Here is a 22,185-nt window from a genome sequence, read left to right as displayed (position 1 = left end):
GACGTCTCACATCGACAGCCCTCGGCCGATGGGACGGATGATCCCCGTCATCCCGCTCCGGAAGGCCCCTCATGCCGCTCCCGTCCTTGCGCACCAGCCTGCGCCTCCAGCTCGTCGCGCTCGGCGCGGTCGCCGTGCTCGGCTCGTCCATCGCCCTGACCGCCGTGGGCACCATGCAGGCGCAGAGCCTGGCGGACCAGGCCACCGAGGACGTGCAGCAGCTCAACGCCGCCTCGATGGAGCAGACCGCGCGCTCGGCCCGTCAGCTGGTGTCGAGCCAGGTGGACGCCGTGACGTCGCGCATGGAGTCGGAGCTCTCCGTCGCGCAGGCGATCATGGCGACCATGGGCGAGGTCTCCCACGGCCAGCCGCGCACGTGGCAGGCGACGAACCAGAGCACGGGAGAGGTCACCGAGGTGACGCTGCCCCGCCTCCTCGTCGGAGGCCAGGACCTGGGCAAGGTCGCGGACCTGAGCACCCCGGTGCCCGTGGTCGACACGGTCACCGACCTCCTCGGCGCCGCCACCACCGTCTTCCAGCGCATGAACGATGCGGGCGACATGCTGCGCGTGGCGACCACCGTGCCGGGCTCCGACGGCTCGCGCGCCATCGGCACCTACATCGGCGCGACGAACGCCGACGGCACGCCGAACGCCGTGGTCTCCGCGCTGATGTCGGGCAACCCGTTCTACGGCACCGCGACCGTGGTGGGCGAGCAGTACGTGACGGCGTACGCGCCGATCATGGAGGGTGACGAGGTCACGGGCGCGATCTTCGTGGGACTGCCTCAGGCCGCGGTCGACACGCACCTGCGTGCCGCCCTGGCCGAGATGACCGTCGGCCAGACCGGCTACGTCACTGTGACGGACGCCGCGGGAGCCTGGGTGGTGCCGCCGCCCGGCACCGAGTCCGGCACGGTCGCGGACGAGGCGATCACCACCGCTCTGGCCGATGCCGAGGCGTCCCTCGAGGACGAGGCCGCGACCGCGGCGACCCATCTCGACCTCGCGACCGACGGCGCGCACGTCGAGGTCGCCCGCTACGCGCCGTGGGGCTGGACCATCGCCGCCTGGGGCCTCGACAGCGAGCTCGAGGTGGTGCCCAACCACCTCTCGGAGGGCATCGCGGCGCTGACGCGCACGCTGCTCATCGTGGGCCTCGTGGTGTCGGCGCTCGCCGTCGGCCTCATCGTGGTCGTGTCCGGCCGCATCGTGGGCCGCGTCCAGCGCATCACCGCCGCCCTGCACCGCGTCGCGGACCATGACCTCTCGCGCGACTTCGCGGCCGAGGGAGGCGACGAGATCGGCCGCATGGGCGACGCGCTCGGCGCGACGATCATCGCGATGCGCGACACGGTCACCAGCCTGCGCACGGGCGCCGAGTCGGTGCGCACCACCGCCGACCAGCTGCACGGCTCGAGCACCGACCTCCAGGGGGATGCCTCGCTCACCGCGACCCACGCCGGCAGCGCCGCGCAGACCGCGACCGCGATGAGCCTCGAGGTCCAGTCGGTCAGCGCCGCGATGATCGAGATGCGCACCACCATCGAGTCCGTGGCGCGCGATGTGCATGCCGCGACGGGCGAGACCCGCACGGCGGTCCAGACCACCGACGAGGCGGCGGCGCTCTCGGGCCGCCTCGAGGACTCGTCCTCGCGCATCGCCTCGGTGCTCACCACCATCACGGCCATCGCCGCACAGACCAACCTGCTCGCGCTCAACGCGACCATCGAGGCCGCACGCGCCGGCGAGGCGGGCAAGGGCTTCGCGGTGGTGGCGAACGAGGTCAAGGACCTCGCGCAGCAGACCGCGAGCGCGATCGAGACCATCCGCCCGGTGCTCGAGCACGTCGCGAAGGACTCCGCCGAGGTCCAGGCCGCGGTGGAGCGCGTCGCCGGATCGATCGCGCGGGTCGACGAGCACCAGTCGTCGATCTCCGCCGCGATCGAGCAGCAGAGCGCGACCACCACCGAGGTCGAGCGCAACCTGGTGGTCGCGGCCGACGGCGCGAGCGAGATCTCGACCGCCGCGCACCAGCTGTCCGACTCGGCGGAGAGCGCGCGCCGCAGCGCCGACGAGGTCGGCGGCGTGGTGACGGGGCTCACCGGGATCGCGAGCGACCTCGCGACGGGCGTCGAGAAGTTCGTGCTCGCCTAGGGTGCCCCCGCTCCGGCGCCTACCCGGCGTCCGGCTCCCCGTCGTAGTACGGGACCGCGTCGCCGTCGCGGTGGAATGCGACGGCGACGCCGCCGAGGATGAGGCCCGCCTTCCCGGAGTCGGGGTAGTGGGTCACGTCCGGGTCGCTCGTCGTGTCGACGTCGACGTACCGCAGCACCTCGGTGCCGTCGTTGGTGAGCCGGTGCGCGCCGGCGAGACCCGGCGGCAGCACCACCACGTCCCCGGCCTCCACGCGCCGGTCGCCCTCGGGCGTGCGCAGCGTGCCGGAGCCCGCGAGGATCACGTAGACCTCGGTCACTCCCTCGTGCCAGTGGTACGGGTAGCCGGACCGGCCCGGCGGGATCTCCATGAACGCCACGGTCGCCTGGTTGCCCGCCCGCGGGACCACCAGCCGCTTGCGGTACTCGAAGGCTCCGGCCTCCTGGTGCTCGGGTGCGAGGTCGCTCCCGTCGGTCACGATCGTCCTGTCGATGCCCATGCGCTCATCATCGTGCGTCGGCGGTGACGATGCGCGACCTGGGTCCCGGCGGCCGCCCGCGCATCGTCCTAGGGTGAGAGGCATGCTCGCCGCCTATGCCGCCCGCTTCTCCCCCGACGACCCCGCCAGCGCGCTCGAGGTGGGCGAACGGCCCGAGCCGGAGCCGCGCGAGCACTGGAGCACCGTGACGGTGCGCGCCGCGAGCATCAACCACCACGACGTGTGGTCGCTGCGCGGGGTGGGGCTCGCGGAGACGCAGCTGCCGATGATCCTGGGCTGCGACGCGGCGGGGGTCACGGACGACGGCGCCGAGGTGGTGGTGCACGGCGTCATCGGCGCGGACGGCCACGGCGTGGGCCCGCGCGAGCCGCGCTCGATCCTCTCGGAGCGCTACCCCGGCACGCTCGCCGAGCGGGTCGCGGTGCCGACGGCGAACCTCATCCCCAAGCCCGCCGAGCTCACGTGGGAGGAGGCCGCGTGCCTCCCCACGGCGTGGCTCACCGCGTACCGGATGCTCTTCCACGGAGCGGACCTCAAGCCCGGGCAGTCGCTGCTGGTCCAGGGCGCGGGAGGCGGCGTCGCGAGCGCGGCGATCGCGCTCGGCGCGGCGGCCGGGCTCGAGGTCTACGCGACGTCCCGGTCGGAGGCCAAGCGCGCGGCCGCCGTGGGGATGGGCGCCGTCGCGGCGGTGGAGCCGGGCGCCAGGCTGCCGCGCCGTGTCGACGCGGTGATCGAGACGGTGGGCAAGGCGACCTGGAAGCACTCGATCGCGAGCGTGAGGAACGGCGGGACCATCGCGATCGCGGGCCACACCACGGGCGATCCCGACCCCGCGCTGCTCACCCGCGTCTTCTTCCACGAGCTCCGCATCCAGGGCGTCACGATGGGCACGCGCGAGGACCTCGCCTCGCTCATGGCCTTCCTGGTGCGCACCGGCCTGCGTCCCACCATCGACGGCGTGCATCCCCTCGCGCATGCGCGCGATGCGGTGGCGCGGGTGGTCTCGGGCGAGCAGGTGGGCAAGGTCGTCGTGACCGCGTAGGCGGTCTCAGCCCGGGAGCCCCCGCCGCTTCGCGATCGCGCCGGACACCACGCGCCACCCGATCAGCGCGGCCGCGAGGAACGTCCCCGCGACGATCACGAACGAGACCTGCACACCCTGACCGCTCGCGGCACGCAGCGCCATGCCGCCCGCCAGGGTCGACGCCCAGACGACCAGGCCCGTGCGCCGCCAATCGCATGGCCTCTTCCACCCACGCGCGAGCACCCATCCGAGCGCGGCTCCCGCGGCGAACGGCCAGACCGTCGTCGCGAGCCCGGATCCGCCGGGGCCCAGGATGCCCTCGTCATGGCTCGCGCGCCCGATCGCGGCGAACACCACGATCGCGCCCGCATCGAGCGCCGCCGCTCCCGCCGCGGCCTGCCTGAGGTTCATGCCTTGCCCCTTCCCGGCCCCCGCAGCCAGTCCCGGATCATGAGGATCCCGGCCACCGCCGCATCGTCCCCGACCTCGCGCGACCGCTCCCGCAGCCCCGTCACCGACACCCCGAGCGAGCGCAGCTCGCCGGTATGGCCGATGAGCCACCGCTCGATGCGCTCCGCGTCCACCTCGGGATGGAACTGGAGCGCGAGCGCGGAGCCGTACGCGAAGGCCTGGCACGGGGTCGCGGAGGTCGAGGCCAGCACGGTCGCGCCCGCGGGAGGGACGATGCGGTCGCCGTGCCAGTGCAGGACCGGGGCCCCGTCGAGGCGACGCAGCGGCGTGCCGGCGGCCTCGGGCGTCAGGTCGACGGTCTCCCAGCCGACCTCGGGCTCGCCATGCTCGACCGTGCCGCCGAGCGCGTGCGCGAGCAGCTGCGCACCCAGGCAGACGGCGAGGGTGGGCATGCCCGACGTCACGCGCGAGCGCAGCAGCGCGGCCTCCTCGGCGAGCACGGGGTAGTCGTCGATGTCGGCGACCCCGACGGGCCCGCCGAGCACGATGCCGAGCTCGGCGGACGCGAACGGCGCGAGATCGTCGACCCCGGAGTCGAGGTAGACCACCTCGTAGCCGTGCGCCGCGATCTCCGCCTCCCAGATGCCGAGGTCCTCGAAGGCGACATGGCGGATCGCGACGCATCTCATGCCTGGGAGCGTAGCCGCGACCGCACTGCGCGGCGCCGCGCCTCATGCGCACAATGGAGCACATGACCTCCGCGATCGACCTCCACGGCCCCGCACATGTCGCGCGCTACCTCGAGACCGACGGCGCGGACGGCCACGACTGGCGCCGGGGCACCACAGTCCTGCTGCTCACCACCACGGGCCGCAGGAGCGGCGAGGCGCGCACCAGCCCGCTGATCTACCGGGAACAGGGCGGCGCGTACCTCGTGGTCGCGTCGCGGGGAGGCTCCGACGCACCGCCGGCATGGTTCCTCAACCTCGAGGCGAACCCCGAGGTCGCCGTGCAGATCAAGGCCGAGAGGTTCACCGCCCGCGCGCGCATCGCCACCGCCGAGGAGAAGCCCGCGATGTGGGCCGCGATGGTCGACGCGTGGCCCGACTACGACTCCTACCAGGAGCGCACCGATCGCGAGATCCCCGTGGTGGTGCTCGAGCGCGCCTGACCCGTCGCTACGGCTCCGCCACACGTCGCTCCGCGCACCGCCGTCGACGCCAGACCTGCAGCGCCGACACGCCGGCGACACGCCGGTCGCGGTGTGGCGGAGCCGCGGAGCCGTGTGGCGGAGCCGTGGGACCGGGCGCGACTACCCTTGTCGGGTGGCTCACCTGCTTGGCGCCGAGGCGCTTCACCTGGACTTCGGCACCGGACCCGTGCTCAACAACATGACCGTCGGCCTCGACGATGGCGACCGGATCGGCATGGTCGGCACCAACGGCGCGGGCAAGTCCACGCTCCTCAAGGTCCTTGCGGGCCGGGTCGAGCCCGACGACGGACGCGTGACGGTCGCCCGCGGCACCCGCATCGGCGTCCTCGACCAGTCCGACCACGTCGACGAGTCGCTCACCGTCGCCCAGGCGATCGTGGGCGACCGGGACGAGCACGAATGGGCCGGTGATCCGCGCGTGCGCGACATCATGTCCGGCCTGGTCCCCGACCTCCCCGCGGATGCGGTCGTGGGCGACCTCTCGGGCGGCCAGCAGCGGCGCGTCGCGCTCGCGCACGTGCTCGTGGGCGACCACGACGTGGTCTTCCTCGACGAGCCCACCAACCACCTCGACGTCGAGGGCGTGACCTGGCTCGCGGACCACCTCAAGCGGCGCTGGACCGCCAACAAGGGCGCCCTCCTGGTGGTCACCCACGACCGCTGGTTCCTCGACGAGATCTCCACCAAGACGTGGGAGGTCCACGACGGCGAGGTCGACATGTACGAGGGCGGCTACGCCGCGTACGTGCTGCAGCGCGTCGAGCGCGACCGCATCGCCGCCGTCACCGAGCAGCGCCGGCAGAACCTCATGCGCAAGGAGCTCGCGTGGCTCCGCCGCGGCGCCCCCGCGCGGACCTCGAAGCCCAAGTTCCGCATCGACGCCGCCAATGCGCTCATCGCGGACGTGCCGCCCATCCGCGACACCGTCAAGCTCCACCGCATGGCCGCCGCGCGTCTGGGCAAGGACGTGGTCGAGCTGGTGAACGTGGGCGTGAGCTACGGCGACAAGGAGGTGCTGAGGCACCTCGACTTCAACATCGGCCCCGGCGACCGCATCGGCATCCTGGGCGAGAACGGCGCCGGCAAGTCGACGTTCCTGCGCCTGGTCACGGGCGAGCAGGAGCCCACCTCCGGGCGGGTCAAGACCGGCATGACGGTCCGCGTCGAGCAGCTGAGCCAGCAGCTCGCGGAGCTCGACGACATCGCGGACGAGCGCGTCTCCGCCGTGGTGAAGCGCTACGCGTCGATCAAGCTGAGCGACGGCCAGGAGATGACGCCCAGCCAGCTGCTCGAGCGCATGGGCTTCACCTCGATCCAGCTCAAGACGCCCGTCGGGCGCCTCTCGGGCGGCCAGCGCCGGCGCCTCCAGCTCCTGGTGGTGCTGCTGAGCGAGCCCAACGTGCTCGTCCTCGACGAGCCCACCAACGACCTCGACACCGACATGCTCGCGGCGCTCGAGGACCTGCTCGACTCGTGGCCCGGCACGCTCATCGTGGTGAGCCACGACCGCTACCTCATGGAGCGCATCACCGATCAGCAGTACGCGGTGGTCGACGGCGGCCTGCGCCACCTCCCCGGCGGCGTCGACGAGTACGTCGCGATGTCGCGCGAGCGCCGCGCGGCCGGCTCCTCCGGCATCGGCACCTTCGGCGTGGGAGGGGACGATGCCGCGGCCACCGTGCGCGCGGCGTTCCCCGACGCCGTGGCGACCCCCGCATCGTCCGGCGAGCCCGAGCTCAGCGGCGCCGAGCGACGCGCCGTCGAGAAGGAGCTCAAGGCCGCCGAGCGCCGCATGGCGAAGATCCAGGAGCTCACCGAGGGCCTCCACAACGAGATGGTCATGCACGATCAGAGCGACTTCGCGGGCCTCGCGAGGTACATGAAGGAGCTCCAGGCGCTCGAGGGCGAGAACGCCGAGCTCGAGGAGCGCTGGCTGGAGCTGACCGAGCAGCTGGGCTGACATCGCCTACCATCCCTGCCCCTCGGGCAGGGTCGCGACCTCGGTCCCGAGCGCCACGGCTGCTGCTGATGCTTAATGGACTCACCCGAAGGAGAGTCCCCGTGAGCGAACGCACCGTCCCCATCGCCGGCATGACCTGCGCGGCGTGCGAGGGCACCGTCACCGCGGCGGCGCTCGCCCTCCCCGGGGTCGAGTCCGCGAGCGCGGATCGACGCTCGGGCCGGCTGACGCTCGAGGGCCGCGGCCTCCCCTCCGACGCCGATGTGGACGGCGCGCTCGCCGGCACCCCGTACTCGGTCGGGACACGGCCGTGGCTCAGCCGCGACCCCTTCGTCTGGCGCGACCTCCTGGTCGCCGTCGCGATCGTCGGGATGCTCGCCGCTGCCGCGTGGGGGCTCGGGCTCGCGTCGCGCGTGCAGGACCTGACGTCGGGCGCCTCCGCGGGATCGGCGGTGGTGGTGCTCGGGCTCGGCGTCGCGGCCTCGGTGTCCACATGCATGGCGCTGGTCGGAGGACTGGTGATCTCGCTCGCCGCGTCGGTGCCGTCCCGCGCGACGGGCCTGGCACGGCTGCGCCCGCACCTGGCCTTCAACGCGGGGCGGATCGTGGGGTTCGCGGCGTTCGGCGCGCTCATCGGGCTCGTGGGCCGCTCCCTCGCTCCGTCCGGGGTGCTGCTCGCCGTCGTGGTCCTGCTCGCGGCGGCCGTCATGGCGATCGTGGGGGTCCGCCTCACCGAGACCTCGCCGCGTGTCGCGGCGTGGCAGCTCTCGCTGCCGGGGCGCTGGGGCGCCTGGGTCAACGGCGCCTCGTCGGACGATGCGGGGGGCGGCACCGTGCGCGCGCTGGCGCTGGGCGCCGCCACGTTCTCCCTGCCGTGCGGTTTCACGCAGGCGGTCCAGGTCTACGCGCTCTCGACCGGCAGCCCGCGCGAAGGAGCGCTGGTCATGGGGCTGTTCGCGATCGGCACGACGCCGGGACTGCTGGCGGCGGGGGCGGCCGCTGGCGCCGCCGCATCGTCCCGCCGCCCTGCGGCCGGTCGCGTCCTGAGGGGCGTCGGCGTCGCCGTGGTCGCGTTCGCGCTGGTGACGGCCTCGGGAGCGATCACCCAGCTCGCTCCCGGACTTGGCGCGGCCACCGTGACCGCCACCGAGCGCACCTCCAACGTCACCGACGCCGGCGGGGTCCAGCACGTCACGACGGAGGTGGTCGACGACGGCTACTCCCCCGCGACCACCGTCGTGTACGTCGACGAGCCCGTCGCGTGGACCCTCGAGCCTGTGTACAAGGGATGCCAGAGCGCGATCGATGCGCCGTCGCTGGGCCTCGACCGGATCATGGTGCTCTTCGACGCCGAGACCGTCGAGTTCACGCCCACCGAGACCGGCACGTACCGGTACTCGTGCGCGATGGGGATGTACACGGGCGAGTTCGTGGTGATCGCGCGTCCCGAGACCTGAGGTCCGAGCGCCGGCAGATCGCGTCCCGCGGCAACACCCGGGACACACGCGCCGGGTACCGTCGAGGGCATGGATGTCGCGATCGTCGGAGCCACCGGAGACGTAGGCCGGGCGATCTGCGGCTCGCTCATCGAGCGAGGCGAGCTCGGGGCATCGTCCCGTCTCCAGCTGGTGGGCCGCACCGGCGGATCGTCGGGCGCGGCGGTGCACGGCCTCCGCGTGGACCTCATCGACGCGTACGACGAGCGCGCGCCGCACATCGACGTGGCGACCAGCCCCGAGGACGTGGTCGCGGACGTGGTGGTGATGACCGCGGGGCGCACCGTGCCCACCGGCACCGGCCAGGTGATCGACCGGGACAAGCTCGCCGCGGACAACCGCAAGGTCTTCGAGGAGTACGCCGACGCGCTCGCCGCGCACGGGTCCGGCCACGAGGTCGTCATCGTGGTCTCCAACCCCGTCGAGCTCGCCGTCGAGGTCTTCGCGCGGCGCCTGGGCCGTCATCGGGTGATCGGGATGGGTGCGTGGCTCGACACGCTGCGCTTCCGACGCGAGATCGCCGCGACGCTCGGCATCCGCCGGCACCGCGTCAGCGGCTTCGTCGCCGGCCAGCACGGCGACATGATGGTGCCGCTGTGGTCGAGCGTGCGGCTGCGCGGCCTCGACCCCGACGAGCGGGCCGAGATCGTCGACCGCCTCCGCGGGGACCGGACGCTCGCCTCGTTCCGCTCCGAGGTCGCGACCGCGAAGCAGCGCATCGTCGCGACGCCGGATGTCGCGAGCGCCTTCGCCGCGATCGACTCGTACCCGCCGGACGTCCAGGCCGTGATCCGCCCCTACCTCACCCACCAGAGCGGCGCGAAGACCGCGAACGGCACCGCGAACGCGACCGTCGACCTGGTGCGCACGGTCCTCGACGGCCGCGACATCGTCGTGGCGGGCCAGGTGCTGCTGGACGGGGAGATCGAGCTGGGCGGCGTCCCCTGGACCGGCGTGCTGGGCGTGCCGGTCGCGGTGGGCCCGGACGGTTGGACCCGCGTGATGCTCGACGACACCGCGCCCGACGAGTCGCGCGCCCTGTGGGAGGTCGCGCAGACCATCAACGAGTCCGTGGTCGCGTGGGGAGGCGGCGCCTCATGAGCACCCTGACCCAGCGCTGGTTCGCCTTCGTCCAGGTCGAGGACCGCTCGGGCGCGTCGGCCGCGATCGCGGGCGTGTTCTCCGAGCGCGGCGTGAGCTTCGGCTCGATCTCGACGCTCGACGTGCATGGCGGCGTGGGCACCCTGTGCATCGAGTTCAGCGCGTCCGAGAGGCTCGCCCAGGTGCTGATCCGCACGCTCGCGCGGCTCGCGGTGGTCCGCGCGGTCGACCTGGTCCACGCGGACGATGTGCGGGTCAGGGCGGTCGGGGTGGTCTCGGGCGCGCGCGACGACCTGCTGCTGGAGGCCGCCGTCGGCGTGCACCACGACGAGGCCGGCGGGACGGTGATCCTCACCGGCCCCGTGGCCGATGTGCGTGCCGCCGTGGCATCGCTGCGCGTCGACGGCGCGACCGTCGAGGCGCTGACCGTCCTGCCGCCGCGCTGACGCGCGCCGCTCCTGCCCGTGCACGCGACGACGCCCGGGCGGGTGACCCGCCCGGGCGTCGTGTGCGATGAGGTGCGGCTCAGCCCGCCTGGTACGGGCTCACCACGATGTCGACGCGCTGGAACTCCTTGAGGTCCGAGTAGCCGGTGGTCGCCATCGACCGGCGCAGCGCGCCCATGAGGTTCGAGGTGCCGTCGGCGCTCGTGCCGGGACCGAAGAGGAGCTCGTCGAGCGTGCCGTGGGTGCCGACGTGGACGCGCTCGCCGCGCGGCAGCACGGGGTGGTGCGCCTCGGGGCCCCAGTGGTAGCCCGCGCCCGGCGCCTCCTCCGCGCGCGCGAGCGCGGCGCCCAGCATGATCGCGTCCGCGCCGCACGCGAACGCCTTGACGATGTCGCCCGAGCGCCCCAGCCCGCCGTCCGCGATGACGTGCACGTAGCGGCCGCCGGACTCGTCGAGGTAGTCGCGTCGCGCCGCCGCGACGTCCGACACGGCGGTGGCCATCGGCGCGTGGATGCCCAGCGTGGTGCGCGTGGTCTGCGCCGCCCCGCCGCCGAAGCCGACGAGCACGCCCGCGGCGCCCGTGCGCATGAGGTGCAGGGCCGCCTGGTAGGTCGAGGCGCCGCCCACGATGACGGGCACGTCCAGGTCGTAGATGAACTTCTTGAGGTTGAGCGGCTCGGCCCCGTCGGAGACGTGCTCGGCGCTCACGGTGGTGCCGCGGATCACGAACAGGTCCACGCCGGCCTTCACGACCGTCGCGTAGTGCTCCTGGGTCCGCTGCGGGCTCAGGGCACCGGCGACCACGACGCCCGCGGCGCGGATCTCCTGGAGGCGCGCGGTGATGAGCTCGTCCTTGATGGGCTCGCGGTAGATCTCCTGCATGCGCGAGGTGGTGTCCTCCGGATCGAGCCCGGCGATCTCCTCGAACAGCGCGGCAGGGTCCTCGTAGCGGGTCCACAGGCCCTCGAGGTCGAGCACTCCCAGTCCGCCCGCGTTGCCGAGCGCGATCGCCGTCGCCGGGCTCATCACGGAGTCCATCGGGGCGCCGATGACGGGGATCTCGAACTGGAACGCGTCGATCTGCCAGCCCAGGCTCACCACCTTCGGGTCACGCGTGCGCCGCGAGGGCACCACCGCGATGTCGTCGAAGGAATAGGCGCGGCGTCCGCGCTTGCCGCGGCCGATCTCGATCTCGTTGCTCACGGGTCACCAGCCTAGCGTCCGCGTGCGACACCGCCGCAGGACGATGCGCCTCCCGCGCCTGGGGACAAGGGTGCGCCCTGTGTCGGAGCGGCGTGCCAGGCTAGGACCATGAGCTGGCTCGACGAGACCATGGTGGGATTCGACACCGAGACCACGGGCGTGTCCACCGCGACCGACCGCATCGTCACCGCGGCGGTGATCACGCGCCGCGGCGACGCGATCGCGACGCGCACGTGGCTGATCGATCCCGGCGTCGACATCCCCGCGTCCGCGAGCGCCGTGCACGGCATCTCAACGGAGAAGGCGCGTGCCGAGGGCGTCCAGCCGCCGGATGCGCTCGAGGAGATCGCGTCCGCCCTGGCCGATGCCCTCAACGCGGGACACCCCGTGGTCGCCTTCAACGCGCAGTTCGACCTCACGCTGCTCGAGCACGAGCTCGCGCGTCATGGGCGGCCGTCGCTCGCCTCGCGCCTCGAGCGCGAGGAGGTGCGCCCGGTGATCGACCCGCTCGTGCTGGATCGCAAGCTCGACCAGTACCGCAAGGGCAAGCGCAAGCTCATCGACCTGTGCACGCTCTACGCGGTCAAGGTCGATGCGGACGACCTCCACGCGGCCGACGCCGATGTGCTCGCGACGCTCGAGCTCGTCCAGGCCCTCGCCGCGGCGCATCCGACCATGCGGACCACGCCGCTCGACTCGCTGCACGATCTCCAGGCCTCGGCGCATCACGACTGGGCCGTGCGCTTCGGCGCCTGGCTCAAGTCGAAGGGCACCACGGACGACCTCCCCGACCCTCTGTGGCCCGTCGCGGCGCCGGCGCTCGCGCTGACCGCGCCGGCCTCGCCCGCCGGGGCGGACGACGGCGACGGAGAGCTGCTCTTCTAGCCCGCGCATCGTCCGGACGCGATATACAGCGCGGCCAACGCCCAGCCGTATTCTCGCCACCGCGGCGGTCTGCGGCGGTGACAACCGGGGATAGTGTCGAAGGACACACCTACCCGGAGGTCACAATGACGTGGTCCACCACGGAGGCCGCCCCTACAGGGGCCGGTCCTCTCGCCGATGCGCTCTCCCAGCTCGACTCCGCGCTGGCGCACCTCGGCATCAACGGCGGCATCAAGAAGATGCTCACCACCCCACGACGCGAGCTCATGGTGAGCGTCCCGCTGCGCCGCGACGACGGCTCGATCGCCGTCTACTCCGGCTACCGCGTGCAGCACAACTTCTCGCGCGGCCCCGCGAAGGGCGGGCTGCGCTACGCGCCGTCCGTCGACCTCGACGAGGTCCGCGCGCTCGCGATGTGGATGACGTGGAAGTGCGCGCTCGTCGACGTGCCCTACGGCGGCGCCAAGGGCGGCATCGCGATCGACCCGCGCGCGCACTCGCAGGCCGAGCTCGAGCGCGTCACGCGCCGCTACACCTCGGAGATCCTGCCGATCATCGGCCCCACGAAGGACATCCCGGCGCCCGACATCGGCACGGACGAGCGGACCATGGCGTGGATCATGGACACCTACTCGGCGGCCATGGGCCACACCGTCCCGGGCGTGGTGACGGGCAAGCCCGTGAGCCTGGGCGGATCGCTCGGGCGCGCCGCGGCGACGTCGCGCGGCGTCGCGCACATCGCACTCATGGCGCTCGCCTCGCGCGGGATGGACCCCTCGCGCACCACCGCGTCCGTCCAGGGCTTCGGCAAGGTCGGCCGCGACGCGGTGCGGTTCCTCGCGGCCGCCGGCGTCAAGGTGCTCGCGGTGAGCGACATCGACGGCGCGGTCTACGACGAGCGCGGGCTCGACATCGGCCGCCTGGCCGATCACGCCGACCGGACCGGCTCGGTGGCAGGGTTCGAGGGCACCGAGTCGATCGACCCCTCGTCGATCCTGCTGCTCGACGTCGACATGGTGGTCCCCGCCGCCGTCGAGGGCGTGCTCACGGCGGACAACGCCGCGAAGGTCCAGGCGCGCATCGTGGTCGAGGGCGCGAACGGGCCCACCACCAAGGATGCCGACGCGATCCTCGCGGACCGCGACGTCCTGGTGATCCCCGACATCCTGGCCAACGCGGGCGGCGTGGTCGTCTCCTACTTCGAGTGGGTCCAGGCGAACCAGGCCTACCAGTGGTCCGAGCGGGACGTGAACGACCGCCTCGAGGAGCGCATGACCAAGGCATGGCACGACGTGGTCGACTACGCCGGGGCGCACGGGCTGTCCTACCGCGAGGCCGCGACGGCGCTCGCCGTCGAGCGGGTCACCGACGCGCATCGGCTCCGGGGGCTCTACCCCTGAGCCCGCTCCGCCGGGAGCGGTGCTGGGCCGTGCGCGGCTCGGCACCGCTCCCGAGCCGGGCGCGGCTCAGCCGAGCAGGTAGCGGATCAGCATCCCCACGCTCATCACCACGATGAGCACGCGCAGCACCACGGGCCTCACCCGGAAGAGCACGTGCGACGCGACGTAGGCCCCGAGCAGCTGCCCGCCGATCATGACGCCGCCGACCGCCCACACCATCTTCCCCGCGAAGGCGAACACCAGGAGCGAGGCGACGTTCGTCGCGAAGTTGAGGGTCTTGGCGACTGCGGTCGAGCGAGGGAGGTCGTACGCCCGCAGCGTCACCCCGGAGAGCGCGAAGAGCGAGCCCGTGCCGGGTCCGAACGCGCCGTCGTAGGCGCCGATGGCGGGGACCACGGTCGCCTCGTACGGCGCGGCGCTCAGGCGGGCGTGAGCGGGCGGCTCATGCGCCTTGGGCACGAACGCGAAGTAGGCGGCGATGACGGCGAGCACCACCGGGATGACCACCCGCAGCGGCTCGGGGTCGACGAACTGGATCGCGACCGAGCCCGCCGCGGACCCCAGGAACGCCCACAGCATCGGCCACCGCGCATCGGACCACCGCACGCGACGCCGCCGGATCACCTGCCACGTCGCCATGCCCGTCCCGAAAGACCCCTGAAGCTTGTTGGTGCCGAGCGCCTGCAGCGGAGGCACCCCCGCGAGCAGGAGGGCGGGAAGCGTCAGCAGCCCACCCCCGCCCGCGAGCGTGTCAAGGAACCCCGCGAGCAGCGCGACGACCGCGAGGATCGCGAGCGTCTGCCAGGCGAGGTCCACCCTGAGAGCCTACGGGCGTGGAGGATCAGCACGTACCCGTCACCGGGTAGTTCGACCCGGTCTCGAGGTAGGCGTCCGAGACGTAGCCGACACCGGTGATGCGGTACCAGATGGTCGACCGGCCGTAGGGACCCGTCACAGCGGTGCCGGTCTTGTAGCACCGGAGCGCCACGAGCGACCCCGCATTGATCTTGCCCAGGTAGGTCGAGGACGTCGATGGCCCGCTGCGCAGGTTGACGTACTGGGAGCCGCCTGCCGAGGTCACCTTCGCGACGAACCATGACCCGGACGTCTTCGAGGTGGTGGTGTAGCCGGATCTCGACGCGGTCACCTTGAGGCTTACCTTCTTGAGATAGTCACCCGACGAGAGCTTGTAGGAGGTCCCGGTTGCACCGCTGATCGTCGATCCCGAGCGTAGCCACTGGTACCTGAGCGTGGGAGTCGGGCTCCACGTACCCGCGCTCCCCTTGAGCACCGCGCCGAGCGAGGTCGCCGTCACTCCCGGCGTCGGTGCGGAGGCGAAGGCCTTCGTCGTGGTGCACCCGCTGACCGAGAAGGTGGTCCCGCCCCAGATGCCGTTGCGGTTGGTGCCCGACGATCCCATGTCCGGGGCCCCGCAGATCCGCAGGCCGTTCGACGAGCTGAACGTCAACGGCGAGCCCGCGTTGTAGCAGTTCGGTGCGTTCCAGTACTCGAAGTGCAGATGAGCGACACCGTTGTTCTCGCGCTTCCCCGACGCGGCGACCTTGCCTACCTGCTGGCCCTTGGAGATCTTGCCGCTCGTGATCGAGGCGTCGATGTGGGTGAGGGTGTAGCTCCGTGTCGAGCTCACGTTGATGCAGAGGTTGCCGTATTCGGGCTGCCAGTACGCGACAGTGCCGGCCTGCGGAGCGACGACAGCGCGCCCTGCGGTCGACGTCGTGCTCGACGACGACGTGAGATCGAGCCCATACTTCGAGGTTCCCGTATGGGTTCCCGACGAGTAGCCCTGGTACACGTACACCGAGCCGGACGCGAACGGCGCCGGGATGTTGCCGGTCGCGGCAGATGCCGCGGGGGCGAACATGAGGCCCGAGACAAGGAGGAGGGCTGCGGAACCCGCAGCGATGACGGCACGACGCAAAGAACCCATGTGGATCCCCCAGCGCTAGTCATGCCGCCTCGCGACGAGACGGCACCGGTGCCCACCATGAGCCCAAACCGGACATTACTAGGCAGGACGCCGCCCCGCAACGAGAATTCGCGGGCGACCTACCGTCGTCTAGCTTCGGCCCGCGTAGTTGGGCGCCTCGACCGTGATCTGCACGTCGTGCGGGTGCGACTCCTTGAGCCCCGCCGGCGTGATGCGGACGAACTTCCCTCGCTCCTGCAGCTCGGGGATGGTGCGCGCGCCGACGTAGAACATCGACTGGCCCAGGCCGCCCACGAGCTGGCGGACCACCGAGGACACGGGGCCCTTGTAGGGGACGCGACCCTCGATGCCCTCGGGGATGAGGTCGTCGTCGCTCGGGGCGTCGGCCTGGAAGTAGCGGTCCTTGGAGTAGGACACGCGGCCGCGGGACGCCATCGCACCCATCGAGCCCATGCCGCGATAGCTCTTGAACTGCTTGCCGTTGACCAGCACCAGGTCGCCCGGGGTCTCCGCGCAGCCCGCGAAGAGCGAGCCGAGCATGACGGACGATGCGCCGGCCACCAGGGCCTTCGCGATGTCGCCCGAGTACTGGAGCCCGCCGTCGGCGATGACGGGCACGCCCGAGGGGTGCGCCGCCTTCCAGGCCTCGTGAACCGCGGTGACCTGCGGCACCCCGACGCCGGCGACCACGCGCGTGGTGCAGATCGAGCCGGGGCCCACGCCCACCTTGACCGCGTCGACACCCGCGTCGATGAGCGCCTGCGCGCCCTCGCGCGTCGCGACGTTGCCGCCGATGACCTGCACGTGCGCGGTCGCCGGGTCGGACTTGAGCCGCTGGATCATCTCGATCATCTTGCGCGCGTGGCCGTGCGCCGTGTCGACCACGAGCGCATCCACGTCCGCCTCCACGAGCGCGGTCGCGCGCTCCCAGGCGTCGCCGTAGAAGCCGACCGCGGCGGCCACGCGCAGGCGTCCCTCGGAGTCCTTGGTCGCGAGCGGGTACTTCTCGGTCTTGACGAAGTCCTTGACGGTGATGAGGCCGGTGAGACGCCCCTCGGCGTCGACCAGCGGGAGCTTCTCGACGCGGTGCTTGGCGAGCAGCTCGGAGGCCTCGGCGTTGGAGACCCCCTCGCGCGCCGTGATGAGCGGCATCGGCGTCATGTGGTCCTTGACCAGGCGCGACCCGAACTCGGATGCCGGCACGAACCGCAGGTCGCGGTTGGTGATGATGCCCAGCAGGCGGCGCTCCTCGTCCACCACCGGCAGCCCGGAGACCCGGTACTTGCCGCACAGCGCGTCGAGCTCGGCGAGCGTGACCTCGGGCCCCACGGTGACCGGGTCGGTGATCATCCCGGACTCGGAGCGCTTGACGATCTCGACCTGGTGCGCCTGGTCCTCGATCGACAGGTTGCGGTGGAGCACGCCGATACCGCCGAGCCTCGCGAGCGCAATCGCCAGGCGGGCCTCGGTGACCGTGTCCATCGCCGCGGACAGCAGCGGGACGGCCACGGAGATGCCCTTGGTGAGCCGCGTGGTGGTGTCGACCTCCGAGGGGATCACGTCCGACTCCCCGGGCAGCAGGAGGACGTCGTCGTAGGTCAGACCGGTGAAGGCGAAGGGATCGTTCTCAAGGGGCGCCATATGCAGAGTCTAAGTGCCCGTGGCGGGGCCGTCGTCACCGCGGAGACCGCGCGGATCGGCGTGCAACCCGCCCCGCGGCAGGCCCGCGTCGCGGGAGTCGGCCACGCAACCCTGTGGGCGCCAGAACCCCGCCCAACTAAGGCACACCTTACCTCACAGGTGAACAAAGTGGCTGGTAGATGAGATTTTGTAGGACAAGTAGACCGATATAGCCCCTGCTAGCGCCGCTCCTCGCGAGAACATCCGATGAAATGTCGGGAAACCCGGCAAATCGGGACTTCCCAAGCACCAGGGACGATGTTATGAATGGCTGTGGGGGGAGGGTGATCAGCACCGGCCACAAGCCGGCTGTTGGTCACATGCATAGGACGAGCATGATCGGCTCTGGATGGCAATGGCGCCATCCGTGGGGAGAGCCGACGGGAACCCACAAGGGGGCGCGATGGAGGCCGTGGCGAAGCTGCCAGCACCTACTCAGGATCAATGGGAATGGCAATACGAAGGTTCGTGCCGCGACGCGGATCCGGACCTGTTCTTCCACCCGGAAGGCGAGCGTGGAGCGGCGCGGAGGCGCCGTGCGGAGGCGGCGAAGGAGTACTGCGCCGGCTGCCCCGTGCTCGATACGTGCCGCGAGCGCTCGCTCCAGGCACGCGAGCCCTTCGGGGTCTGGGGCGGGCTGAGCGAGGATGAGCGGCACGCCGTCCTCGCCGGGCGCCTCAAGCAGGCGAGCTAGCGTCGCGCGGCGACCCGCGCCTCGTGCAGGCTGGACGATGCACGGGTCGCCGACGGCGGCGCCTCGCCCGCGACGAAACGGGCGCAGGAACGCCGACGGGCCCCGAGGCTGACGCCTCGAGGCCCGTGCGGATGCTGCCGGTGCTAGCCGACGATGGCGAGCAGGTCGCGCGCGGAGAGGATCAGGTACTCCTCGCCGGCGTACTTGACCTCGGTGCCGCCGTACTTGCTGTAGATCACCTTGTCGCCGACGTTGACGTCGACGGGGATGCGGTTGCCGTTGTCGTCGATGCGACCCGGGCCCACCGCCACGACCTCGCCCTCCTGGGGCTTCTCCTTGGCGGTGTCAGGGATCACGAGGCCGGACGCCGTCGTGGTCTCGGCCGCAGCGGCCTTGACAACAACCTTGTCCTCCAGGGGCTTGATGGAGACCGACACTGCGGACCTCACCTTCCGTGCTCGAAGTAAGTTCGGTGCAGACCCTGAGGACCGCCGTCGCGGGGGTCGATCCTGGATCTGCGCTCATGAGAGCACCATCAATCTAGCACTCGGGTGCCGAGAGTGCTAACGCGCTCCGGGCGTCGGCCACGGGTGAGATGATCCGGGGATGGACGTCGTCACCGCGCGCCTCACGGTCTCCGAGGCATGCCTCGAGCTCGCCGCGTCGCTGCGGGACGTCTCGCCCAAGGATGCCCTCGCCGTCACCGGACGGCTGCGCCGTGAGGGCCACTCCCCCGCGCTCGTGGCCGCGGCGATGACACTCGCGGATCTGCGGGGCGAGGCGCGGCCCCGTCTCGGCGAGACGGTCGACTCGATGGTCTTCCACCGCGCGGGGCTCGAACAGGCCTCGCGGGAGGTGGTCGCGCAGCTGCATGCGGCGCGGTTCGCCCAGGCGCACTGCCGCAAGGTCGCCGACCTCACCGCCGGCCTCGGCACCGACGCGATGGCGATCGCACGGCGAGGGCTCGGCGTCGTCGCCTTCGAGGCGGACGAGGCCACCGCGATCCTCGCCGCGCACAACCTCGCGCCGTGGCCGCTCGCCCGCGTGGTCCACGGCGACTCTCTCGCAGGCCTCGCGGACGTGCGCGTCGACGGGATCTTCGCGGATCCCGCGCGACGCAACGCGCGGGGCCGCCGCCACGACCCTGCGGACTACTCGCCGCGCCTCGACGCGGTGCTCGATCTGCGGCACCACGTCCGCGCTCTCGGCGTCAAGGCCGGCCCCGCTCTCCCCCACGAGGCGATCCCTGCGGACATGGAGGCGCAGTGGGTGAGCGTCGACGGGGACGTGGTCGAGGTGGGCCTGTGGGCCGGCGACGCCTCGCACGGCGCGGGCCACTCGGCGCTGGTGGTGCGCGGCGAGGACCACCACGAGATCGCCGGGCCCACGGACCGCGCAGGTTCGGGCCCCCTGGGCGAGTGGCTGCTCGAGCCCGACGGCGCGGTCATCCGCGCCGGGCTCGTCGGCGTGCTCGCCGAGGACGTCGGTGCGCACCTGGTGGACCCCAGCATCGCCTACCTGACCGCGGACGCGCCGATGAGCACCCCGTTCGGCCGCGCCTACCGTGTCATCGAGCGGCTGCCCCTCGACGTCAAGGCGCTCGCGAAGGAGATGCGCGCCCGCGACGTCGGGACCGTCGACATCAAGAAGCGCGGCGTGGACCTCACCCCCGAGCAGCTGCGACCCCGCCTCAAGCTCAAGGGCTCGCAGCGCGCGACGCTCGTGCTCACGCGCCTCGAGGGGCGCCACGCGGCGTTGCTCGTCGAGCCCGCCTAGCCCGGGGTCGCGCGCCTCGTCTCACGCCCGATCGGCGTGCTCGACCCAGTTCGGGTTGGTCATGATGGCGAGGATGTTGCCGAACGGGTCGACCACCGAGGCCGTGGTGAAGCCGTGGCCCCGCTCCCGGATACCGTCATGCACCGCCGCCCCGAGCGCGATCAGGCGATCGAAGGTGGCCGCGAGGTCGTCGACATGCCAGGACACGACCGCGCCGGCGGGACCGCCCGCCCCGGGCGCGAAGCGACGGTCGATGATGCCGAGCTCGTCCGCATGGTCGCCGATCCGGAACTCGACGTAGCCGTCGACGATGAAGTACGGCTCGGTGCCGAGGACCCGGGTGTACCAGACGCGCGCCGCGTCCAGGTCGTCGGCGAAGAAGGACACGTTGGCCAGGCCACGGAAGCTGCTCTCAGACGTATTCATACCTCCACCATCGCACCTGAAGTGCTCACCTTCTGCGTACTTTCTTTGAGATGGTGGGGACATGCGCGCGGATCGGCTGATCGCCACGCTCCTGCTCATGCAGGCGCGGGGCCGGGTCACGGCCGCCGAGGTCGCGCACGAGCTCGAGGTGTCGGTGGCCACCGCACGGCGCGACCTCGAGGCCCTCTCGACGGCCGGCATCCCCGTCTACCCGCAGCCGGGGCGGGGAGGCGGCTGGTCGCTCGTCGGCGGGTCGCGAACCGACCTCACGGGCCTCAGCGCGACCGAGGCCCAGGCCCTCTTCCTGCTCATCGGCACCTCGCGGACGGACCGCTCGGCAGAGGCGACATCGGCCCTGCGCAAGCTGGTGCGCGCCCTCCCCGCCACGTTCCGCGCGGACGCGGAGGCTGCGGGCCGCGCCGTGATCGTCGACCGCGAGACCTGGGGCGCGGCGCATCGCGACGACCCGACGTGGCTGGTGAACCTGCAACGCGCGGTGGTGCGGCACCGCCAGGTCGAGCTCACCTACGCGGGCCGCGACGGGGAGTCGCGCCGCGTCGTGGATCCGTGGGCGCTCGTGGACAAGGGTGGCCGGTGGTACCTGATCGCGGGCACCCCGGCCGGCCGGAGGACGTTCCGGGTCGACCGCATCGTGGCCGTCACCGTGGAGGAGACGCCGGCGGCGCGGCCTGCCGAGGACGACCTCGAGGGCATCTGGGACTCCGTGGTCGAGGACGTCGAGTCCCACCGGGGACGCGTCACCGCGACCGCCGTGACCCCGCCATCGCTGCTGCCGGTCCTCGGCAGGCTGTTCGGGCGGCACCTCGAGGTGCTGCAGGAGGACGATGCGCGGGCGGAGGTCCGGGTGGCCTCGCACACCGCGCGGTCCGTCGCCGAGCATCTGGCCGGGCTGGGAGCGGCCGTCGAGGTGATCGAACCACCGGAGGTACGCCAGGAGCTCGTCGCTCTCGCCGCGGAGATCTCGGACCTCTATGGCGGCGGCGGATCCTAGCCTCGAAGCGTCTTCGACACCATCTGCTGGCTGGTCCCCACCTCGCGAGCGATCGCGGTCTGCGACATCCCTCCGGCCGCAAGCTCCCGGATGCGCGCCTTGTGCTCGTCGGTGAGCGTGCCCGCGCGCTTCGACGGCCCTCCGCGACGCCCGCTCATGATCGAGTCGACGCTCGCCTTCGAGATCCCGACCGCCTCGGCGACCGCCACCCGCGGCTCCCCGGCCTCCACGCGGCGGCGCACCTCCGCGACCTGCTCCTCGGTGATCCGTGCCATGGCGCCAGCCTAGACAGCCGCCGGGCCGGTCCAGGAATCGTGGACGGCTTGGAACATGACGTGGTCCTGCCAGTCGCCCGCGATCCGCAGGTAGCGCGGCGCGTAGCCGTAGCGCTCGAACCCGTTGCGTGCGAGCACACGCTGGGAGGCGACGTTGTGCGGCAGCGTCTCCGCCTGGATGCGGTGCAGGCCCAGCGGCCCGAACGCGAGCTCCTTGATGCGCGCGACAGCCTCCGTCGCGAGCCCCCGCCCGTTGAGCTCCTGCGCCACCCAGTAGCCCATCCCCGCCGACTGCGCGGGACCCCGCGCGATCCCCCCGAGCGTGATGCGGCCCGCGACCGTGCCGTCGTCCGCGAGGATCACGTGGGGCAGCGCGCGCCCGTCCGCATGGTCCCTCAGGAGGCCGGCGATGACGGCCCGCTGCCCCGCCTCGCTGTAGAACTCGTCGTGGCGGACAGGGTCCCACGGCGCCATGAACGCGCGGTTCGCGGCGACGAGCGCGGCCAGCGCGACCGCGTCCTCGACCGCGATCAGCCGGGTGCGGGACGGGTCGGAGGTCATCCGGCCATCGTTCCACGG

Annotated in this window: 23 protein-coding genes; 12 read left to right on the top strand and 11 right to left on the bottom strand. The window is 72.2% G+C overall.

Annotation, left to right across the window (positions count from 1 at the left end; translation table 11 throughout):
* Positions 1-71: 71 nt before the first annotated feature.
* Positions 72-2,156 carry a methyl-accepting chemotaxis protein gene (locus AOM06_RS04765; RefSeq protein WP_062303428.1) on the top strand — a complete coding sequence of 695 codons (2,085 nt, stop codon included), beginning with the start codon at positions 72-74 and terminating at the stop codon, positions 2,154-2,156.
* 19 nt (positions 2,157-2,175) lie between these two features.
* Here AOM06_RS04765 and AOM06_RS04760 read toward each other — a convergent pair whose 3' ends face one another.
* On the bottom strand, positions 2,176-2,655 hold the full coding sequence (locus tag AOM06_RS04760; protein ID WP_062303425.1) for a cupin domain-containing protein: 480 nt from the start codon (positions 2,653-2,655) through the stop codon (positions 2,176-2,178).
* Positions 2,656-2,737: 82 nt separating this feature from the next.
* Here AOM06_RS04760 and AOM06_RS04755 point away from each other — a divergent pair, with 82 nt between their 5' ends.
* Positions 2,738-3,697, top strand: coding sequence for a zinc-binding dehydrogenase (locus AOM06_RS04755; protein ID WP_062303423.1), 960 nt, complete (start codon positions 2,738-2,740; stop codon positions 3,695-3,697).
* A 6-nt stretch (positions 3,698-3,703) separates the two neighbouring features.
* On the opposite strand, the gene AOM06_RS04750 is transcribed toward AOM06_RS04755, so the two are convergent.
* Together AOM06_RS04750 and AOM06_RS04745 are read right to left on the bottom strand one after the other, a co-directional pair.
* Positions 3,704-4,090 carry a DUF3054 domain-containing protein gene (locus AOM06_RS04750; RefSeq protein WP_062303420.1) on the bottom strand — a complete coding sequence of 129 codons (387 nt, stop codon included), beginning with the start codon at positions 4,088-4,090 and terminating at the stop codon, positions 3,704-3,706.
* Positions 4,087-4,779, bottom strand: coding sequence for a glutamine amidotransferase-related protein (locus AOM06_RS04745; protein ID WP_062303417.1), 693 nt, complete (start codon positions 4,777-4,779; stop codon positions 4,087-4,089). Before AOM06_RS04745 ends, AOM06_RS04750 begins: the two co-directional genes overlap by 4 nt.
* 62 nt (positions 4,780-4,841) lie before the next feature.
* Between AOM06_RS04745 and AOM06_RS04740 the strand changes: the two genes are divergently transcribed.
* From AOM06_RS04740 to AOM06_RS04720, 5 genes are all read left to right on the top strand, one after another.
* Entirely contained in the window at positions 4,842-5,261 is a 420-nt protein-coding gene (locus AOM06_RS04740) for a nitroreductase family deazaflavin-dependent oxidoreductase (RefSeq protein ID WP_062303414.1), read from the top strand.
* A 154-nt stretch (positions 5,262-5,415) separates the two neighbouring features.
* The gene (locus AOM06_RS04735) at positions 5,416-7,263 is read left to right on the top strand and encodes an ABC-F family ATP-binding cassette domain-containing protein (RefSeq protein WP_062303412.1); all 1,848 of its coding nucleotides are present in this window, start codon (positions 5,416-5,418) and stop codon (positions 7,261-7,263) included.
* 101 nt (positions 7,264-7,364) lie between these two features.
* A complete protein-coding gene (locus AOM06_RS04730) occupies positions 7,365-8,720 on the top strand; it encodes an urease accessory protein UreH domain-containing protein (protein ID WP_062303409.1) in 1,356 nt (451 codons plus the stop codon).
* A gap of 69 nt (positions 8,721-8,789) precedes the next feature.
* Positions 8,790-9,860: a malate dehydrogenase gene (locus AOM06_RS04725; protein ID WP_062303407.1), complete on the top strand. Its 1,071-nt coding sequence runs from the start codon at positions 8,790-8,792 to the stop codon at positions 9,858-9,860.
* Positions 9,857-10,306, top strand: coding sequence for an ACT domain-containing protein (locus AOM06_RS04720; RefSeq protein WP_062303404.1), 450 nt, complete (start codon positions 9,857-9,859; stop codon positions 10,304-10,306). The genes AOM06_RS04725 and AOM06_RS04720 overlap by 4 nt, the downstream gene beginning before the upstream one ends.
* A 79-nt stretch (positions 10,307-10,385) precedes the next feature.
* Here the strand turns inward: AOM06_RS04720 and AOM06_RS04715 are convergent, their stop codons facing one another.
* Positions 10,386-11,510, bottom strand: a complete 1,125-nt coding sequence (locus AOM06_RS04715) for a GuaB3 family IMP dehydrogenase-related protein (protein ID WP_062303401.1) — start codon at positions 11,508-11,510, stop codon at positions 10,386-10,388.
* Positions 11,511-11,618: 108 nt separating this feature from the next.
* On the opposite strand from AOM06_RS04715, the gene AOM06_RS04710 reads away from it, so the two are divergent.
* Positions 11,619-12,395 (top strand): exonuclease domain-containing protein, encoded by a 777-nt coding sequence (locus AOM06_RS04710; RefSeq protein ID WP_082105312.1) that lies wholly within the window; start codon positions 11,619-11,621, stop codon positions 12,393-12,395.
* 125 nt (positions 12,396-12,520) lie between these two features.
* Positions 12,521-13,795: a Glu/Leu/Phe/Val family dehydrogenase gene (locus AOM06_RS04705; protein WP_062303399.1), complete on the top strand. Its 1,275-nt coding sequence runs from the start codon at positions 12,521-12,523 to the stop codon at positions 13,793-13,795.
* A 66-nt stretch (positions 13,796-13,861) separates the two neighbouring features.
* Here the strand turns inward: AOM06_RS04705 and AOM06_RS04700 are convergent, their stop codons facing one another.
* The 3 genes from AOM06_RS04700 to guaB form a co-directional block, all read right to left on the bottom strand.
* Positions 13,862-14,611 carry a TSUP family transporter gene (locus AOM06_RS04700; RefSeq protein WP_062303396.1) on the bottom strand — a complete coding sequence of 250 codons (750 nt, stop codon included), beginning with the start codon at positions 14,609-14,611 and terminating at the stop codon, positions 13,862-13,864.
* Positions 14,612-14,636: 25 nt separating this feature from the next.
* Positions 14,637-15,743 carry a peptidoglycan DD-metalloendopeptidase family protein gene (locus tag AOM06_RS04695; RefSeq protein ID WP_082105311.1) on the bottom strand — a complete coding sequence of 369 codons (1,107 nt, stop codon included), beginning with the start codon at positions 15,741-15,743 and terminating at the stop codon, positions 14,637-14,639.
* Positions 15,744-15,872: 129 nt separating this feature from the next.
* The gene (gene guaB, locus AOM06_RS04690; protein WP_062303392.1) at positions 15,873-17,384 is read right to left on the bottom strand and encodes an IMP dehydrogenase; all 1,512 of its coding nucleotides are present in this window, start codon (positions 17,382-17,384) and stop codon (positions 15,873-15,875) included.
* A 442-nt stretch (positions 17,385-17,826) separates the two neighbouring features.
* Here guaB and AOM06_RS04685 point away from each other — a divergent pair, with 442 nt between their 5' ends.
* Positions 17,827-18,117 carry a WhiB family transcriptional regulator gene (locus AOM06_RS04685; protein ID WP_062303390.1) on the top strand — a complete coding sequence of 97 codons (291 nt, stop codon included), beginning with the start codon at positions 17,827-17,829 and terminating at the stop codon, positions 18,115-18,117.
* Between the two features lie 143 nt (positions 18,118-18,260).
* Here AOM06_RS04685 and groES read toward each other — a convergent pair whose 3' ends face one another.
* Positions 18,261-18,554, bottom strand: coding sequence for a co-chaperone GroES (gene groES, locus AOM06_RS04680; protein WP_062303388.1), 294 nt, complete (start codon positions 18,552-18,554; stop codon positions 18,261-18,263).
* Between the two features lie 169 nt (positions 18,555-18,723).
* On the opposite strand from groES, the gene AOM06_RS04675 reads away from it, so the two are divergent.
* Positions 18,724-19,893 carry a THUMP-like domain-containing protein gene (locus AOM06_RS04675; protein WP_062303386.1) on the top strand — a complete coding sequence of 390 codons (1,170 nt, stop codon included), beginning with the start codon at positions 18,724-18,726 and terminating at the stop codon, positions 19,891-19,893.
* 21 nt (positions 19,894-19,914) lie between these two features.
* Here the strand turns inward: AOM06_RS04675 and AOM06_RS04670 are convergent, their stop codons facing one another.
* Complete coding sequence (locus tag AOM06_RS04670; RefSeq protein WP_062303383.1) at positions 19,915-20,319, bottom strand: VOC family protein; 405 nt, start codon at positions 20,317-20,319, stop codon at positions 19,915-19,917.
* A 61-nt stretch (positions 20,320-20,380) separates the two neighbouring features.
* Between AOM06_RS04670 and AOM06_RS04665 the strand changes: the two genes are divergently transcribed.
* Entirely contained in the window at positions 20,381-21,331 is a 951-nt protein-coding gene (locus AOM06_RS04665; RefSeq protein WP_062303381.1) for a helix-turn-helix transcriptional regulator, read from the top strand.
* On the opposite strand, the gene AOM06_RS04660 is transcribed toward AOM06_RS04665, so the two are convergent.
* Positions 21,328-21,606, bottom strand: a complete 279-nt coding sequence (locus AOM06_RS04660) for a helix-turn-helix domain-containing protein (protein WP_062303379.1) — start codon at positions 21,604-21,606, stop codon at positions 21,328-21,330. The two genes, AOM06_RS04665 and AOM06_RS04660, sit on opposite strands and share 4 nt — an antisense overlap.
* Before the next feature lie 9 nt (positions 21,607-21,615).
* Positions 21,616-22,167 carry a GNAT family N-acetyltransferase gene (locus AOM06_RS04655; RefSeq protein ID WP_062303376.1) on the bottom strand — a complete coding sequence of 184 codons (552 nt, stop codon included), beginning with the start codon at positions 22,165-22,167 and terminating at the stop codon, positions 21,616-21,618.
* Between the last annotated feature and the right edge of the window lie 18 nt (positions 22,168-22,185).

It is taken from the genome of Demequina subtropica, from assembly GCF_000971235.1.
Lineage (GTDB): Bacteria > Actinomycetota > Actinomycetes > Actinomycetales > Demequinaceae > Demequina > Demequina subtropica.
This window is presented reverse-complemented; position numbering and strand designations above follow the sequence as displayed.